Raw genomic sequence first — 14,783 nt, forward strand, 5'->3', positions numbered from 1 at the left:
TTTATTTTAAAAGTTGATACGCAATTAATGCGGTAAAATAAGCTAATCCGCTCATGAAAACTAACTGCATTGCTGGCCATTTCCATGAATTGGTTTCTTTTTTTGTAATTGCCAATGTACTGGCGCATTGCATTGCAAAAGCATAAAACAGCAGTAAAGAGATTCCGGTTGCAAAGTCAAATACTTTTTTTCCAGTATCTGGGCGAATTTCTGCTTGCATTTTGCTTTTTATAGTCGATTCGTTATCTGTATCTCCAACACTATAAATGGTTGCTAAAGTTCCAACGAAAACCTCACGGGCAGCAAACGAACTGATTAAGGCAATTCCGATTTTCCAATCGTAACCCAAAGGTTGAATGGCTGGTTCTATTGCTCTACCCATTAAACCGATATATGAATTCTCCAATTTTTGAGAATTAACTTCATTTTCAAATTGCGTTTCATCTAAAGTTGTGTTGGCAAATCTTTCTTTAACGATCGTCTCAGCTTCATTAAATTCTTTTCCAGGACCGTAAGAAGCCAAGAACCATAAAATAACCGATATCGCTAAAATAATTTTACCCGCACCAAGAACAAATGCTTTGGTTTTTTCTACCACATTGATTCCGACGTTTTTGAAAAGAGGCATTTTATAGCTTGGCATTTCAACAACGAAATACGTTTTAGATTCCAGTTTTAAAACCTTATTTAAAATGTAAGCCGATAAAATAGCCATAAAGAATCCTAAAACATATAACGACATAAGAGTTAATCCCTGAAGATTTAATACTCCAAATACTCTTTTGCTCGGAATAACAAGCGAAATGATAATCGCGTAAACAGGTAATCTTGCCGAACAAGTCGTGAATGGCGTTACTAAGATCGTAATAAGACGTTCTTTCCAGTTTTCGATATTTCGAGTTGCCATAATTGCCGGAATCGCGCAAGCTGTTCCTGAAATTAAAGGCACGACACTTTTTCCTGAAAGTCCAAACTTGCGCATGATTTTATCCATTAAGAATACGACACGGCTCATATAACCGCTTTCTTCCAAAATCGAAATAAATAAAAACAAGAAAGCAATTTGCGGAATAAAAATAATAACTCCGCCAATACCAGGAATAATTCCTTGAGAAAGTAAATCGGTTAGAATACCGCTTGGCAGTTCTTCTGCAACCCAACTGCTTAAAGAAGCAAAAGTGCTGTCAATAAAATCCATTGGAATAGTCGACCAGCTGAAAATTGATTGGAAAATCAAAAACAAAATGGCAAAGAAAATAAAGTAACCCCAAACCTTGTGCGTTAAAACACGGTCTAGTTTTGCTCGAATATCTTTCGCCATCGAAGCATCAATCTTTAAACCTTCTTTCAAAACATCATTAATAAATTGATATCTTTTGATGGTTTCTTTCTGCTGAAGACGTTTTAATTCGGAATGAGATTTGGTAAAAGTGCTTCGTATTTCGTTACGGTCTAAATTCAAAAAGTTAACATCCTGCGTAATTACCAGCCACAATTTGTACATCAATTGATTTGGAAAAGCATGCTGTAATTTTTTAAAATATTCAGGATCAATTACTGATGCATTTAAGCATGGTTCGTGTGGAATCGTTTTATAAGAAACAATCAGTTCTTTTAATTCATCAATTCCTAAACCTTTTCTTGAACTTACTAAAGCAATTTTTGTTTTTAGTTTTTCTTCTAAATACGGTATATCTAATGAAATTCCCTTGCGTTCCATACGATCGGACATATTTATGACCAAAATCGTCGGAATTTCAAGATCTTTTATTTGAGTGTAAATCAGTAAATTTCGTTTCAGATTTTCAACATCTGTTACCACTACTGCTACATCTGGATATAATTTATCGTTTTTGTTTAATAGAAGTTCAATTACTACGCTTTCGTCCATCGAACTGGCGTTTAAACTGTACGTTCCTGGTAAATCTAGAATATTGGCTTTAACATTATTGGGAAGCTTGCAGAAACCCATTTTTTTCTCAACCGTAATTCCTGGGTAATTCCCCACTTGCTGGTTAAGGCCTGTTAATTGATTAAAAACAGAAGTTTTTCCGGTATTTGGATTTCCGATAAGAGCAACATTGATATTCTGAACACTCATTACAAATTGGTTTTGATAAGTTCAACTTCAATTTCACGAGCTGTTTCAATACGGATTGCAACATGAGAACCATTAATGTCCAAATATAACGGATCGCCAAAAGGAGCAACCTGAAGTAATTCAACTAAGCTGCCAGGCAGACAACCCATTTCTAATAATTTTAGTGGAATAAGATCGATATCAAAATCTTTGATAATGGCTTTTTCGCCTTTTTTCAGAGTGTGTATTGTATTTTGCAAGCTTATTTAGATTGAATTTAGATTGCAAAAGTAGGCAATTATTCTTTATTTCAAGGCATTTAACACTTCGACAAATGCTAAATGTTTCTAAAAATAAGGGATTTTACTCTTGAGAAAGGAATTCGATGTCTTCTAAAAGACGTTTTATATCTTCTTTATTTGTTCCGTCATAAAAACCTCTAACGCGGCGTTTTTGATCGACCAAAACAAAATTCTCTGTATGTACCATATCATAAAGCTGATCTGGTCTTCCCATTTTTACAGCCAAGTAAGATTTTCTGGCCATTTTGTAGATTTCTTTTTTATCGCCTGTAACCAGATTCCATTTACTATCTACAACGCCGTATTTTATAGCATAAGCTTTTAAAACAGAAACACTATCCACTTCAGGGAAAACGGTATGCGATAAGAGCATCACTTTTGGATTGTTTAAAACCGCTTTTTGAACATCAACTAAATTGGTTGACATTTTTGGGCAGATCGATCCGCAGGTTGTAAAGAAGAAATCGGCAACATAAATTTTTCCTTCGTAATTTTTTTGGGTAATCGTATCGCCATTTTGATTGATAAAAGAAAAATCGGCAATTGTGTGGTATTTGCTTTTATATTGAACGGTACTGTCGACCAATTCAGGATTTACATCGGCTGGATTATAAATCGGAAGTGTCTTTTTTGGTTTTAAAGCTGAGTAAAACAAAGATATCGTAACAACCGAAAATACTATTAAAACAATAAAGAATTTGCGGTATTTGTATAAAAGCGATTTCATAAAAATAATTTGGCGCAAAAATACAAAAAGCAGATTTTAAAAACTTTACTGTATTATTTTTTTAACAGGCTTTTGTAACTTTTACTAATATATATAGACATATACCTCAATGTTTAAGTTCTATTTGTGAAATTTATCCGTCTTTTTGACTGTACAGTTAGAATTTTAACACATTTTTTAAAATAATAACAATATGTTTGTATTTTCCCTTAAACTATAATTTTTTATGAAAAAACAATTTGCTAAACCTGTGTTTGGTGTGATATCTGCAATGTTTGCAATAACTGCAGCTCAAGCTCAAACAGCGCCGAAAGAGCCAGGTATTAATGTATCTTATATGGATACGAAAATCAGCCCAAGTCAGGATTTTTTCAAATATGTAAACGGCACTTGGCTGGAAAAAACTGAAATTCCAAGCGATCGTACGACATGGGGAAGTTTTAATGAACTAATTAAAAGAACCGACAAAGATGTGATGGAGGTTTTAAAAGAAGCTTCCAAAAATCCTAAATACAAATCGAATACGGATCAAGGAAAAGCCGTTAATTTATTTAATACTTACTTGGATTCTGTTGGAAGAAATAAGAAAGGAATCGAACCTTTAAAACCATATCTGAAAAAAATCGATGCAATTAAAAGCATTGCTGATGTTCAGAAATATTTGGTTGAAATGGAAAAAGAAAGCAATGCTGGATTTTTCGGAATTTACATTGGAGCTGATGATAAAGACAGTTCTAAAAACTCTGTAAATTTAGGTCCAAGCCAATTAGGACTTCCAGATAATGATTATTATACTGCTGATGATAAAGATTCTAAAGAAAAACGTGCTAAATATGAATTGCATGTTGCAAGAATGCTTCAGTTTATTGGAGAATCTCCAGAAAAAGCAAAACAAAGCGCCACTGAAATTTTGGCTTTAGAAACAGAATTATCAAAACCGAGATTGAACAGAGTTGAAAGAAGAGACAGTCGTTTGCAATACAATCCGATGACAATTGCTGAGCTTCAAAAATTAACTCCAGCCATTAAATGGAACGAATATTTTGCTGGTTTAGGAATTACTAAATTAGAGACTGTAATTGTAAACGAACCTAAATATATGACTGCCTTAGAAACTGTTTTTAAGGAAAATAAAGTGGCGCAATGGAAAGAATATCTGAAATGGGATTTGATTAACGGTGCAGCAGGTAAGTTGACAACTGAAATTGATAATGCTAATTTTGATTTTTACAGCAAAACATTAAGAGGGGCAATAAAACAGCTTCCTTCTGAAGAAAGAGCGCTTAATGTTGTTAATGGAAATGTTGGTGAAGCTCTTGGAAAGCTTTATGTAGAAAAAGTTTTTCCAGCTGAAGCTAAAACCAAAGCGGTTGATATGATTCACAATGTTATTACGGCTTACCAAAATCGTATTAACAATTTAAGCTGGATGTCTAAAGATACTAAGGCAAAAGCAATCGAAAAGCTGAATAAAATAACTATTAAAGTTGGATATCCTGATAAATGGAAAGATTACTCGGCTTTAGAAATTAAAAGTATTGCAGAAGGAGGAAGCTATTTTGAGAATTCTAAAAACTTAGCGTTATGGAGATTTAAGAAAAGCGTAGATAAACTGTCTAAACCAGTTGATAAAACAGAATGGCATATGTCTCCGCAAACCGTAAATGCTTATTATAACCCATCTTATAACGAAATTGTATTCCCAGCAGCAATCTTACAGCCGCCTTTCTACAATTATCAAGCTGATGAAGCTGTTAATTATGGTGGAATTGGTGCTGTAATCGGACACGAGATTTCTCACGGATTTGATGATTCTGGAGCACGTTACAATGCTGAAGGAAATTTAGTGGATTGGTGGACAGAAGACGATTTGAAACAATTTACAACTTTAGGAAATGATTTAGCAAATCAATACAGTGCTCTTGAGCCATTGCCAGGCATTCACGTTGATGGTCATTTTACATTAGGTGAAAATATTGGAGATTTAGGCGGAATCAATGCAGCATTTGATGGATTGCAATTGTATTTGAAACAACATGGAAACCCAGGCTTAATTGACGGATTTACTCCTGAACAAAGATTCTTTATTTCTTGGGCTACCGTTTGGAGAACAAAAACTAGAGATGAAGCAATCAAAAATCAAGTAAAAACAGATCCACATTCACCGGGAATGTACAGAGCTTATGTGCCAATTCAGAATGTTGATGCTTTTTACAAAGCGTTTGATATTAAGAAAGGAGATAAAATGTATGTTGAACCAGAAAAACGAGTTAAAATCTGGTAATCAGAAATTTATAATACTAAAAAAGGCGCTTGAAAAAGCGCCTTTTTTTATTGCAACTAAACTGCGATATAGATTTCTACCTCTGCATCACTCGGATTCTGTGCTTTTTCTCCGTAAACTTCAAAATCAGCGGTAAAAGTTCTATTCAAATCGGAGTTCCAAATTTTCAGCCATTCATTAAAAACAATTCCTTCAGAAAGATTTCCCTTCGCTGTAAATTTTTGATAATGATTTCCTTCAATTGTTGTTCCGATCATTCCGTTCGGAATTTCATTTAGATTTTCTACAGCACAACCTAAAATTGTCGTGTAAGGTCTAGTATGATCTTTCTCATAATCGGTGTAAATGCAGTAAATGTCGTTGCTTGTTTTGTTTGGAATTTTTGCGCTAATTTCTTCCTTTAAAAATTGATTCCAAAGTGCAGGAATATCTTTACCTGATTGCCCATTTTCATTAGTTGTTCTTACTGAAATTCCAATTACATTGAATTTTTTAATTTCCATTTGTATAAATTATTTTGTTGAGGTTCAAACTTAGAAACAGGTAGTGACAACAGTATGTCAGTAGTGTAAGAATAAAGCGAAAAAAAAGACGCTGAATGAGCGTCTTTTCTATTTATCAATAAAGCCAATTATTTCAAATGACTGTAAATGTAAGTTTCAATTGCTTTTAATTCCTCGTCGGACATTTCCTTTGTTATCGCAAAATTGGTTTTCATAACCTCAAACTGACTCGGGTCAACAATTGGTTCTGCATTTCCTTTAAGGAAAGTAACAATATCGCCTTTTTGATCTTTATAGATTTTGGCAATTTCTTTAATGCTTGGTCCAACCACCTTTTGATCTGGCTGATGGCAAGCAAAACAATTTCCTGTGCTTTCAAATATTTGTTTTCCCAATTCCTCTGGACTTTTGGCCTTCGCCGATTCGCCTTCAGAAACAGATTCTGTTGCTGTATTTGTAGATTCAGAAGCTTCTTTTTTACAAGAAGCAAAAGCTAAAACAGCAGATAAAAATAAAACCTTTTTCATTTTATTTCTTTAAAAGAATTGCTGCTTCTTTAGCAAAATAAGTAGAAATAAGATTTGCACCCGAACGTTTGATACACATTAATTGTTCCATCATAATCTTATCGTGATCAAGCCATCCTCTTTCAGATGCCGCTTTAATCATGGCATATTCTCCAGAAACCTGATAAACTGTTACAGGAACATGTACTGTATTTTTTATTTCGCGAACAATATCCAAATAAGCAATTCCCGGTTTTACCATAACCATATCTGCACCTTCTTCAACGTCTGACAAAGCTTCTTTGATCGCTTCGATTCGGTTTGCATAATCCATTTGATATGTTTTTTTATCTTTTGGAACCACAACATCAGCTTCTCTTGGAGCAGAATCTAAAGCATCTCTAAAAGGACCATAAAAAGCAGAAGCATATTTAGCAGAATAGCTCATGATTCCAACATTCTGAAATCCTGCCGCATCCAAACCTTCACGTAGGCGCAAAACACGTCCGTCCATCATATCACTTGGCGCAACAAAATCGGCACCCGCTTCTGCGTGAGAAATGGCCATTTTTACTAAAGCATCAACTGTGCTGTCGTTTTCTACATCACCATTTTTTATAATTCCGTCATGACCATAAATAGAATATGGGTCTAAAGCCACATCTGGCATAACGATCATTTCTGGACAAGCCGCTTTTATAGCACGAATAGCTTGTTGCATTAATCCGTTAGCATTCCAAGCTTCTTTTCCAGTATTATCTTTAAGGTTTTCGCTAACTTTTACATAAATATTTACGGCGCGAATACCTAAATCATAAAGTTCTTTTACTTCTTCAACTGTTAAATCTATTGATCTTCTGAAAATTCCCGGCATCGACGGAATTTCGACTTTTACATTTTCGCCTTCAGCAATAAACATTGGAAACATAAAATCCGATGGGCTTAAACTGGTTTCACGAACTAAAGAACGAATGGATTCATTTACTCTTAATCTTCTGCCTCTTTGTAATGGGAACATATAATTTTAGATTTTAGATTTTAGATTTTAGATTTTTTAGTTGATTTCTCTGAAATCAGACTGAGAATCTATTTCTAAAACTGCAGTTGTTTTTATTTTTTTTGAAGTTTACCTCAATTTTTAATGAGTGGCGCAAAGTTAAAGAAAAAGGAACAAAATAAGGCGTTTAGCTTGTTGTAGAATGAGTTAATATTATCTAAAAATTTGGTTTGATATTTTTATTTGAAGTAGATTTGTAAAATTAGGAAAAATCTTATTTTATAAGTTTGGATTTATGAAAGAAAAATTGGCAAACTTCCATAACATTTGGAACGATAAATTGTTTAAAGAATACAAAAAAACTACTAAAGAAAAGATTGTCGCTTCTTTTTTAGCAAGTTTTAGTTCAAACAAACCAGAGTTAAGATCTGGATTACCTGTTTTTGCAATTATGCAAACTCTACCTGATCATGAATTTATTTTGGTCGAAGATCAAACTTTAATAAGAGAATCTCCGTGTGCAATTTGTTCTACAGCTTTTGGTTATCCAAAAGAATTAGATGGCGAAGAGAAAGAAATTTTGAATTTATGTATAGGTTCGGGAGGATTAATTGGAAATGATTTATCGGACTATTATTATTATTTGCATTCATTTAATAATAACAAAAGTGATGAAATTATGGGGGTGGAGGATGAAGATATTAGGATCTTTTCAGAAATACTAGATATTCTTCTAAATGTAGAAGAGAATGATACTTTAAAGAAAGAAGTACTTAGAAGTATGAAAAAAATCAAAGGTTTCAAAACAGGACAAGAACAAAGCCAAGTTTTATTAGAAACTCTTGGATATTGTAGTATTTTGGAAACAACAAAATACAAAGGTCTATTAAAAGAATATACGAATCTAGCTATTGCTAAACGAAAAACACATAGCTCAGATTGGAGATATCCTGTAGATTTCTGGATTGGAAAGGACGGAATCAATAAGGAAGCTTTTAAATTTTGGTTTGGAGATTATAAACAATTGGAAAATTATTGGAAATAATGCGAGCAGTCGAAATTTGAGTTATAAATTATATTCACAAGCAATGAAGAAAATCCTCGTTTTATGTGGTTTTTTATTCCTGACAAGTTGTTTAATAAAAAAAGAACAGACAGGACATGAAGATGATAAAGGAACGCTTTTAAAAGAATTAAAAATACCGAAAACAGAACAGCTAAAAAAAGTATTACCGCAGTCATATAATTTTACGCTTGCTGCTGAAAAGGGAATTTGTAGCAATAAGGAAGTTTGTTTGGACTATTTATATCTTCAAGCATTATACAGAAAGGGACTTGATCAATATTTGCTTGATGAATTGAATTTAAAAATGTATGACGATCTTCTCGCAAATAGCAGTTTGAGATTTATTAAAAGAACTAATGATCGGCAAAATCTTTATCAGCAAACCTCTACGCTTTCATTATCTTATATTTATCTGCACAACAATATTTATATTGAAAGACTAGATAGAAATACATTGTCTTTTTTGCAAAACAGAATAGACAATCATAAACTTGATGTAGATGAAAAATTAATTCAAGTAGTAAAAGAAACTTATCCAGATATAATTAGAGTTTTTCCCGAAGAAAATTTGCCTGTAAAAGGACTGTATAGCAAAGACGGTAAAAAAACAGCTTGGAATAATGCTGTAATTTTTGAAATTGGACATCAATCAGAATTTGATGAAAAAGGCAATTATGTAAGCCGTGAAAATGAAATGCGTAAAAAGAGTTATTTAGAGAAAGAATTGATTCCACGGTTGGAAAGGGAGTTTTCAGAAAAATTAAATTTTCCGGTTACTATTTTTATTGAAAAATAAGGTGAATGAAAAAGAAATTAAATATAGCTATCCTTATAGTTTTCGCAGTACAATTTTCAAGCTGTACAAAGGAAATCGATTATGTTGCCATTTCAAAAAAATTAAACGAAGGAGATTTGTCTAAAATTATGAATGCTAATGAAGATAAATATGTTCATTTATCGGGTATGTCATTTATAATTACTGAGAACAATTTTGGATATAAAAAGACCACTAAAGAAGATATTTCTGGATGTCTTAGTATTTCAGATAATATTGGTTACGGAAGGGTTGAAAAGTCAGTCAACGAAAAAATAAAAAATTCTGAAAAAGACAGTCTTGTAGAAAAGATAAATACTGAGTTTATATACAGGAATGAACAATATGTATGTAAAAATAACGAAAAGTTGTTTTCAGTTTTTTTATTTGGAAAGTTACAAGGTTTGCAAAATGTAAAGCCTGCAGCCTATACTTATGGTTTAGATCAGCCACCATCTTTATTTTATAGATTAAATCAAAAAGAATTTGAAAATATTATAAATGATGATTTGAAAATAAAATATGATCATTTCAAATATGCAACTATCCTAATCGGATTTCATTATCTAACAGGTGAAGAACCAAGTCGCATTAGTCAGATTGGAATTGGCATTGATTACGAAAAGAAAAATGATCAAAAAAAATATGACAAAATACATCAATATTATAGCATATACATTAGTCGAAAAGAAGATAATGAAAGTGCTAAATATGATTTTGTTTTAGATAAAAAGCGATTTAATGAATGAGAAATAATTTAAAATCACCATATAGTGCTGATTGCAAATCTACGTTATCGAACCAAGAATTTAGAGATATCATGGTTTTTCAGAATATTCCATCTAAATTTGTCTAATGAAGAAAATTCTCGCTTTATTTTGCTGTTTGCTCTTAACGAGTTGTTTTGAGATTACAGAAAGAATCAAACATCACGACGATCAAAGTGGTGAATATACTCTAATTGTGGACTTTTCTAAATCTTGGTTTAAAACCAAATCGGCTATTTGGCTCGAAGAAGTCGATGGCGTAAAAATTCCGAACGAACAGGAAATTACGGCTAAACTAAACGACTTTAAAGAAAAAGCTTTAAAGATTAACGGAATTTCCAATGTTAGCACCAAAACAGATTTTGATAATTATGTCTTTATCATCAAACTGAACTACGCCAATCTGAAAGCACTCAACGCTGTTGTCAATACAATAAACAATCAGCGTGATCAGATTCACTTTAGCGGAAGCGGCAAAACTTTCGAAAGAATTGCCTCGTATCCCGTTCCCGAAAAAGTAGTAAACGACCCAAAGAAAAAGAAAGATCTCGAAGAAGCCAGCATTATTTCTATTTATACTTTCGATAAAGATATTGTAGCTGTTGATAATGCAAACAGCAAAATTTCAAAAAATAAAAAGACGGTTTTTTTAAAACAAAGTATGTACAGCGTATTTAAGAAATCGACTTTAATGAATAATACCATCCAATTAACGCCTTGATTTTATGAAGCATTTTTACACTCTAATTTTTCTATTTGCCACGTATTTCACTTTTGGACAGACTAGTCCAGACAAATACGATTATTTTGTACAGTTTAACGGAAATCAGCTTTCTAAAAAAGTCAGCATAGATGAAGTGCTGAACCATTCAATTATTACGAAATACACCAGCAAAAAACCTGATTTTGATCTTCGCCAGTACACGTCGATCATTCAATTAGATCAAAAAATTACGATTCATGGGAATTTCTTGGATAGCGTTCCGTTTTATCAGGTTACCATTCCGATAAAAAACAAAGAAGCAGTAAGACAATATCTGATTGAAAAACAAGGAGCAAATGATAAGAATGGCACAATTGAAGAATTCGGAAAATATGCTGTTTTTACACCAAGCGGTTTAAAAAGATCATTTGTATGGAATGATACTTATTTGATGATATTTGAATTGACAAAAAGACTTCCGAATAAATTTTATGCCTCTCCTGATGGGCCACCAGTTTTAAATGATTCGATAGGAATTTCAGAGGCGTACGAAGAAACGGTAATTGTAGATACACCGAAAGTATACGGAGTAGAAGAAGCGCCAAATCCGCCAAAAATTGCAGAACCGTCTGTAATGCGCGATGAACCGATGGTAGCTGATGTGCCAGCAGGATCAGTGGAAACGACGGAACAAGATTATCTGTACGATGGAAATCCTTATGAAGAATATACAGTTGAACAAGCAGAGTTTGATAAAAAACTGGCAGAACAGCAAAGGGAAATTATAAAAGGCTTATTTGAAAATGGTTTTACAGCGCCAAGTTTTTCAAAAATAAATGCTTCAGCAGATATTTCGTCTTGGGTAAATTACAGCGGATTGATGTCAAGTTTTTATTCGTTGTACAATTATCCTTTGGCGCTTTTTGGAGGTTATGATAAATACCTGCCTATGCAGAAGAATTTCGGGAATTTTGTAAAAGGCATCAATCTGGATTTTTATTTTGATAATGATAATTCTCGAATTGAAGAAGTGGTTGAATATGCTCCAGAGATTGCTGCTGTTGTAAGCAAAATCAGCGATAGAAAAATCAACAAAAACATTTTTAATTATTTTCCTTCGGAAAAACCATTAGGTTATGTTTCGTATCATGCGAATACAAAAGCAGCACTTGAAAATTTTCCGTCGTTAATGACCGAATTATTTCAGAATCCCAAATTTGCGAAAGAAGATATTGCAATAATCACAGATCTGATTTCTACGATTGTTGACGAAGAAGCGACAGCAAAGCTTTTTGATGGCGATTTAAGCGCTTTTTTATACGATACGAAAGAAGTTGAGATTATGACTAAAAAGTATGATTATGATGAGAATTATGAAGAAAAAATAACTGAGGAAAAAGTGAAAAAAGATATTCCGTTGTTTTCTGTGATTTTTACTTCAACTCATCCAACTTTTGGAGATAAATTACTGCAATTGGGCGTTCGCAAAAAAGTATTGGTTCCAAATGGAAATTCATACATTGTGGTTGGCACTCAAGAATATGGTGATATTTTTATTGCAAAAGACAAAGATGTCGTAATTGTTGCCAATACAAAAGAGTACTTTGGATCAGGAAAAGGCTCTTTCGCTAAAGACGCAAAGAAAGAATTAAGCAAAAATTACATTTCTGGAAAACTGGATATTGCGCAAACGGTGAAAACATTTGGTAAAAAAGCAAAAGATTCCGAATTGGATCGAATGACTAAAATTTCATCTCAGTTTTCAGATGTGTCAATCGAATCGCCTAAAAAACTAATTGACAATAAATTGAAGTTTGTTTTTAAACTAAACTCTTTTAAGTCTGATAAAAACATCATTTTGCAGACACTAGATTTAGCTGAAGAAATGACTTCGAAATAAATTAAAAAAGAAAATCCCTGAAACAATATTGTTTCAGGGATTTTCTTTTTTAATTATAATTCATTCCGTAGGAACGGTTGTTTTTTTTAGTTTGCTAAGTAATAGAAGCTTGATAAATACCTTTGATGGTTTCTTTTAATTCAGCATTAAAGTCTTCATCAGATTGGCCAGCGGTAAGTCCTTCAGACAATGCTCTCGAAAAACTGGCAATTAATCCGTGGTTTTGTGAGAGTTTTTGATTTGCTTCTTCTCTAGAATAACCTCCAGAAAGTGCAACGACACGAACAACATGCGGATCTGAAATAAGATCGTTGTAAAAATCGTTAACAGTCGGAATCGAAAGTTTCAGCATTACTTTTATTTCTTTATCCAATAAATTAAGCTGTTTTTGAATTTCTTCTTTCAGAATCTGTTCCGATTTTTCTTTATCAGGACTGTAAATATCTACTTCAGGCTCTATAATTGGAATTAAACCTTTACTGAAAATTTGTTTCCCAATTTCAAATTGTTGTGCAACAATGTCTCGTATTCCGTTGGGATTGGCTTCTTTAACGACAGAACGCATTTTAGTTCCAAAAATATTTCGTTCCACAGCAAGATCTAGCAATTCGTTTAAACCAGAAATGGGTTTCATTAATTGTACGCCATTTGCAAGATCTGCAAGTCCTTTATCTACTTTCAAGAACGGAATAATATGTTTTTTCTCCCATAAATAATCTGCTGTCCATTGTCCGTCAATTTTACGATCCATTGTATTTTCAAACAAAATAGCACCGAGAATATATTGGCTATCAAAAGCAGGGCTTTTAATAATTCGAGTTCTCATTTCATGTACAAGAGTGTACATTTCTTCTTCATTAGAATATTGATTTTCTTGTATTCCGTATTGCAATAAGGCTTTTGGAGTGCTTCCGCCGCTTTGGTCTAGCGCTGCAATGAAACCTTTTCCCGAATGCATGAGATTTAATTGTTCTGTATTCCTATTTTCCATAATAATGAATTTTAGTTTTTCGTAAATCTCTGTAATTTAAGCATTTTTATCGGGCTTGTTGTTTATTTCAGATTAAGATTTCTCACAGGCCTATTTTTTCATTAACCTTATCGTAGACTTCTTTTACTTTTTTTGGAGGATCAAATCGATAACCAACAGACAATTTTAGAGTAGAAATATTATCATTCAATCGTGGATCGACTTTATCGTCTTGCGCAAAAGCTACTGTGTTGATGCTAGCAAAACCAAAAAATCGGTCTTTGTTATAGGCTAGTTTTAAATTGAAGTCAGCTTGGTATAAAGCTGAGGTTTCTTTATCAATAATATTAAGCCCGCCACCCAAAGCAAGTCCTGCACCAATTAAAACTCGATCACTGATTACGAAATTGTAAAAATAGGAGGGAGCGAGTGTTAAAACATACAGATCACCAGGAGACGAATCGGGAGTGTTTAAGTCTAAGTTTGTATAATAAAAAGAGAACGACGGAATGAAACTTCCTGAACTTTTAGTCTGCCATTCGTTTTGGCTTACCAGTGTTCTAAAAGAGAATTTATCATTGAAAACATAAGAAGTCGATCCGCCAATTTTTGTGGTACGCATATTAGGCAACTGAGCTGTAATGTTATCATCACTAATATAGAATCCTTTTTGATTGATAAAAGTGAACGACTGCATCCATTTTTTATAATAAAAACGGGTATGGAAATTAAAGTTTTTGGAATGAGAATCGCCTTTATTCTGACTTAGAAATTTTGGAGCAAAACCAATGGTGATATCAATGATTTTATAGTTTAATGTAAAACCAATCTGTTCTCTTCGATTTGGAATTAGATTCACATACGTTTTCGAATCCTGACCTGAAGCAATCTGAAAACTATTGGAAGTGTCTAGATAATAAATACTGGCAGTAATCTTATCGTTATAGGATTTAAAATACGGGTTTTGCAAGGAATCGTTTTGGGCGAAACAACCAAAAATGCTGGCAAAGAATGTGGCACAAATCAGTTTTAAACACATAGAAACATAGTTTTTGGATTGTTTTAAAAAAGACATTTCATTCAAAATAAATCACATAATGCTATGTGAAAAAATGTATTTTTTAAAATCTCCTCTAAGATAGGTCTTTAAATCTATGTTTCTAT

At 32.9% G+C, this 14,783-nt stretch carries 14 protein-coding genes; 6 read left to right on the plus strand and 8 right to left on the minus strand.

The features are described from left to right. Position 1: 1 nt before the first annotated feature. The 3 genes from feoB to ABXT06_RS19225 all read right to left on the minus strand — a co-directional run bounded on the left by feoB (position 2) and on the right by ABXT06_RS19225 (position 3,109). A complete protein-coding gene (gene feoB, locus ABXT06_RS19215; RefSeq protein ID WP_354592191.1) occupies positions 2 to 2,101 on the minus strand; it encodes a ferrous iron transport protein B in 2,100 nt (699 codons plus the stop codon). Beyond that, positions 2,101 to 2,340: a FeoA family protein gene (locus ABXT06_RS19220; protein ID WP_008465698.1), complete on the minus strand. Its 240-nt coding sequence runs from the start codon at positions 2,338 to 2,340 to the stop codon at positions 2,101 to 2,103. The genes feoB and ABXT06_RS19220 overlap by 1 nt, the downstream gene beginning before the upstream one ends. Positions 2,341 to 2,443: 103 nt before the next feature. Then, positions 2,444 to 3,109, minus strand: a complete 666-nt coding sequence (locus tag ABXT06_RS19225; protein ID WP_354592192.1) for an SCO family protein — start codon at positions 3,107 to 3,109, stop codon at positions 2,444 to 2,446. 226 nt (positions 3,110 to 3,335) lie between these two features. On the opposite strand from ABXT06_RS19225, the gene ABXT06_RS19230 reads away from it, so the two are divergent. Further along, entirely contained in the window at positions 3,336 to 5,393 is a 2,058-nt protein-coding gene (locus tag ABXT06_RS19230; protein ID WP_354592193.1) for a M13 family metallopeptidase, read from the plus strand. 56 nt (positions 5,394 to 5,449) lie between these two features. Here the strand turns inward: ABXT06_RS19230 and ABXT06_RS19235 are convergent, their stop codons facing one another. The 3 genes from ABXT06_RS19235 to hemB all read right to left on the minus strand — a co-directional run bounded on the left by ABXT06_RS19235 (position 5,450) and on the right by hemB (position 7,420). Beyond that, positions 5,450 to 5,896 carry a GyrI-like domain-containing protein gene (locus tag ABXT06_RS19235; protein ID WP_354592194.1) on the minus strand — a complete coding sequence of 149 codons (447 nt, stop codon included), beginning with the start codon at positions 5,894 to 5,896 and terminating at the stop codon, positions 5,450 to 5,452. Between the two features lie 128 nt (positions 5,897 to 6,024). Beyond that, positions 6,025 to 6,423, minus strand: a complete 399-nt coding sequence (locus ABXT06_RS19240; RefSeq protein WP_354592195.1) for a c-type cytochrome — start codon at positions 6,421 to 6,423, stop codon at positions 6,025 to 6,027. Between the two features lies 1 nt (position 6,424). Next, positions 6,425 to 7,420, minus strand: coding sequence for a porphobilinogen synthase (gene hemB / locus ABXT06_RS19245; protein ID WP_354592196.1), 996 nt, complete (start codon positions 7,418 to 7,420; stop codon positions 6,425 to 6,427). 274 nt (positions 7,421 to 7,694) lie between these two features. Between hemB and ABXT06_RS19250 the strand changes: the two genes are divergently transcribed. The 5 genes from ABXT06_RS19250 (at position 7,695) to ABXT06_RS19270 (ending at position 12,649) form a co-directional block, all read left to right on the plus strand. After that, entirely contained in the window at positions 7,695 to 8,444 is a 750-nt protein-coding gene (locus ABXT06_RS19250) for a hypothetical protein (protein WP_354592197.1), read from the plus strand. A gap of 43 nt (positions 8,445 to 8,487) precedes the next feature. Next, complete coding sequence (locus ABXT06_RS19255; protein WP_354592198.1) at positions 8,488 to 9,261, plus strand: hypothetical protein; 774 nt, start codon at positions 8,488 to 8,490, stop codon at positions 9,259 to 9,261. 5 nt (positions 9,262 to 9,266) lie between these two features. Continuing rightward, positions 9,267 to 10,028: a DUF3952 domain-containing protein gene (locus tag ABXT06_RS19260; RefSeq protein WP_354592199.1), complete on the plus strand. Its 762-nt coding sequence runs from the start codon at positions 9,267 to 9,269 to the stop codon at positions 10,026 to 10,028. A 106-nt stretch (positions 10,029 to 10,134) separates the two neighbouring features. After that, on the plus strand, positions 10,135 to 10,767 hold the full coding sequence (locus ABXT06_RS19265; RefSeq protein WP_354592200.1) for a hypothetical protein: 633 nt from the start codon (positions 10,135 to 10,137) through the stop codon (positions 10,765 to 10,767). Positions 10,768 to 10,771: 4 nt separating this feature from the next. Then, a complete protein-coding gene (locus ABXT06_RS19270; protein WP_354592201.1) occupies positions 10,772 to 12,649 on the plus strand; it encodes a hypothetical protein in 1,878 nt (625 codons plus the stop codon). A gap of 94 nt (positions 12,650 to 12,743) precedes the next feature. Here the strand turns inward: ABXT06_RS19270 and ABXT06_RS19275 are convergent, their stop codons facing one another. Continuing rightward, the gene (locus ABXT06_RS19275; protein ID WP_354592202.1) at positions 12,744 to 13,640 is read right to left on the minus strand and encodes a fructose bisphosphate aldolase; all 897 of its coding nucleotides are present in this window, start codon (positions 13,638 to 13,640) and stop codon (positions 12,744 to 12,746) included. A gap of 82 nt (positions 13,641 to 13,722) precedes the next feature. Further along, complete coding sequence (locus tag ABXT06_RS19280; protein ID WP_354592203.1) at positions 13,723 to 14,658, minus strand: DUF4421 family protein; 936 nt, start codon at positions 14,656 to 14,658, stop codon at positions 13,723 to 13,725. Positions 14,659 to 14,783: the final 125 nt, after the last annotated feature.

The organism is Flavobacterium sp. UW10123 (assembly GCF_040538975.1).
In the GTDB taxonomy this organism is placed as follows: Bacteria; Bacteroidota; Bacteroidia; order Flavobacteriales; family Flavobacteriaceae; genus Flavobacterium.

Bases quoted from the DNA above. Each gene is read 5' to 3' on its own strand.
- feoB (WP_354592191.1), bottom strand. From the start codon at position 2,101: ATGAGTGTTCAGAATATCAATGTTGCTCTTATCGGAAATCCAAATACC.
- ABXT06_RS19225 (WP_354592192.1), bottom strand. From the start codon at position 3,109: ATGAAATCGCTTTTATACAAATACCGCAAATTCTTTATTGTTTTAATA.
- ABXT06_RS19230 (WP_354592193.1), top strand. From the start codon at position 3,336: ATGAAAAAACAATTTGCTAAACCTGTGTTTGGTGTGATATCTGCAATG.
- ABXT06_RS19235 (WP_354592194.1), bottom strand. From the start codon at position 5,896: ATGGAAATTAAAAAATTCAATGTAATTGGAATTTCAGTAAGAACAACT.
- ABXT06_RS19240 (WP_354592195.1), bottom strand. From the start codon at position 6,423: ATGAAAAAGGTTTTATTTTTATCTGCTGTTTTAGCTTTTGCTTCTTGT.
- hemB (WP_354592196.1), bottom strand. From the start codon at position 7,420: ATGTTCCCATTACAAAGAGGCAGAAGATTAAGAGTAAATGAATCCATT.
- ABXT06_RS19250 (WP_354592197.1), top strand. From the start codon at position 7,695: ATGAAAGAAAAATTGGCAAACTTCCATAACATTTGGAACGATAAATTG.
- ABXT06_RS19255 (WP_354592198.1), top strand. From the start codon at position 8,488: ATGAAGAAAATCCTCGTTTTATGTGGTTTTTTATTCCTGACAAGTTGT.
- ABXT06_RS19260 (WP_354592199.1), top strand. From the start codon at position 9,267: ATGAAAAAGAAATTAAATATAGCTATCCTTATAGTTTTCGCAGTACAA.
- ABXT06_RS19265 (WP_354592200.1), top strand. From the start codon at position 10,135: ATGAAGAAAATTCTCGCTTTATTTTGCTGTTTGCTCTTAACGAGTTGT.
- ABXT06_RS19270 (WP_354592201.1), top strand. From the start codon at position 10,772: ATGAAGCATTTTTACACTCTAATTTTTCTATTTGCCACGTATTTCACT.
- ABXT06_RS19275 (WP_354592202.1), bottom strand. From the start codon at position 13,640: ATGGAAAATAGGAATACAGAACAATTAAATCTCATGCATTCGGGAAAA.
- ABXT06_RS19280 (WP_354592203.1), bottom strand. From the start codon at position 14,658: ATGTGTTTAAAACTGATTTGTGCCACATTCTTTGCCAGCATTTTTGGT.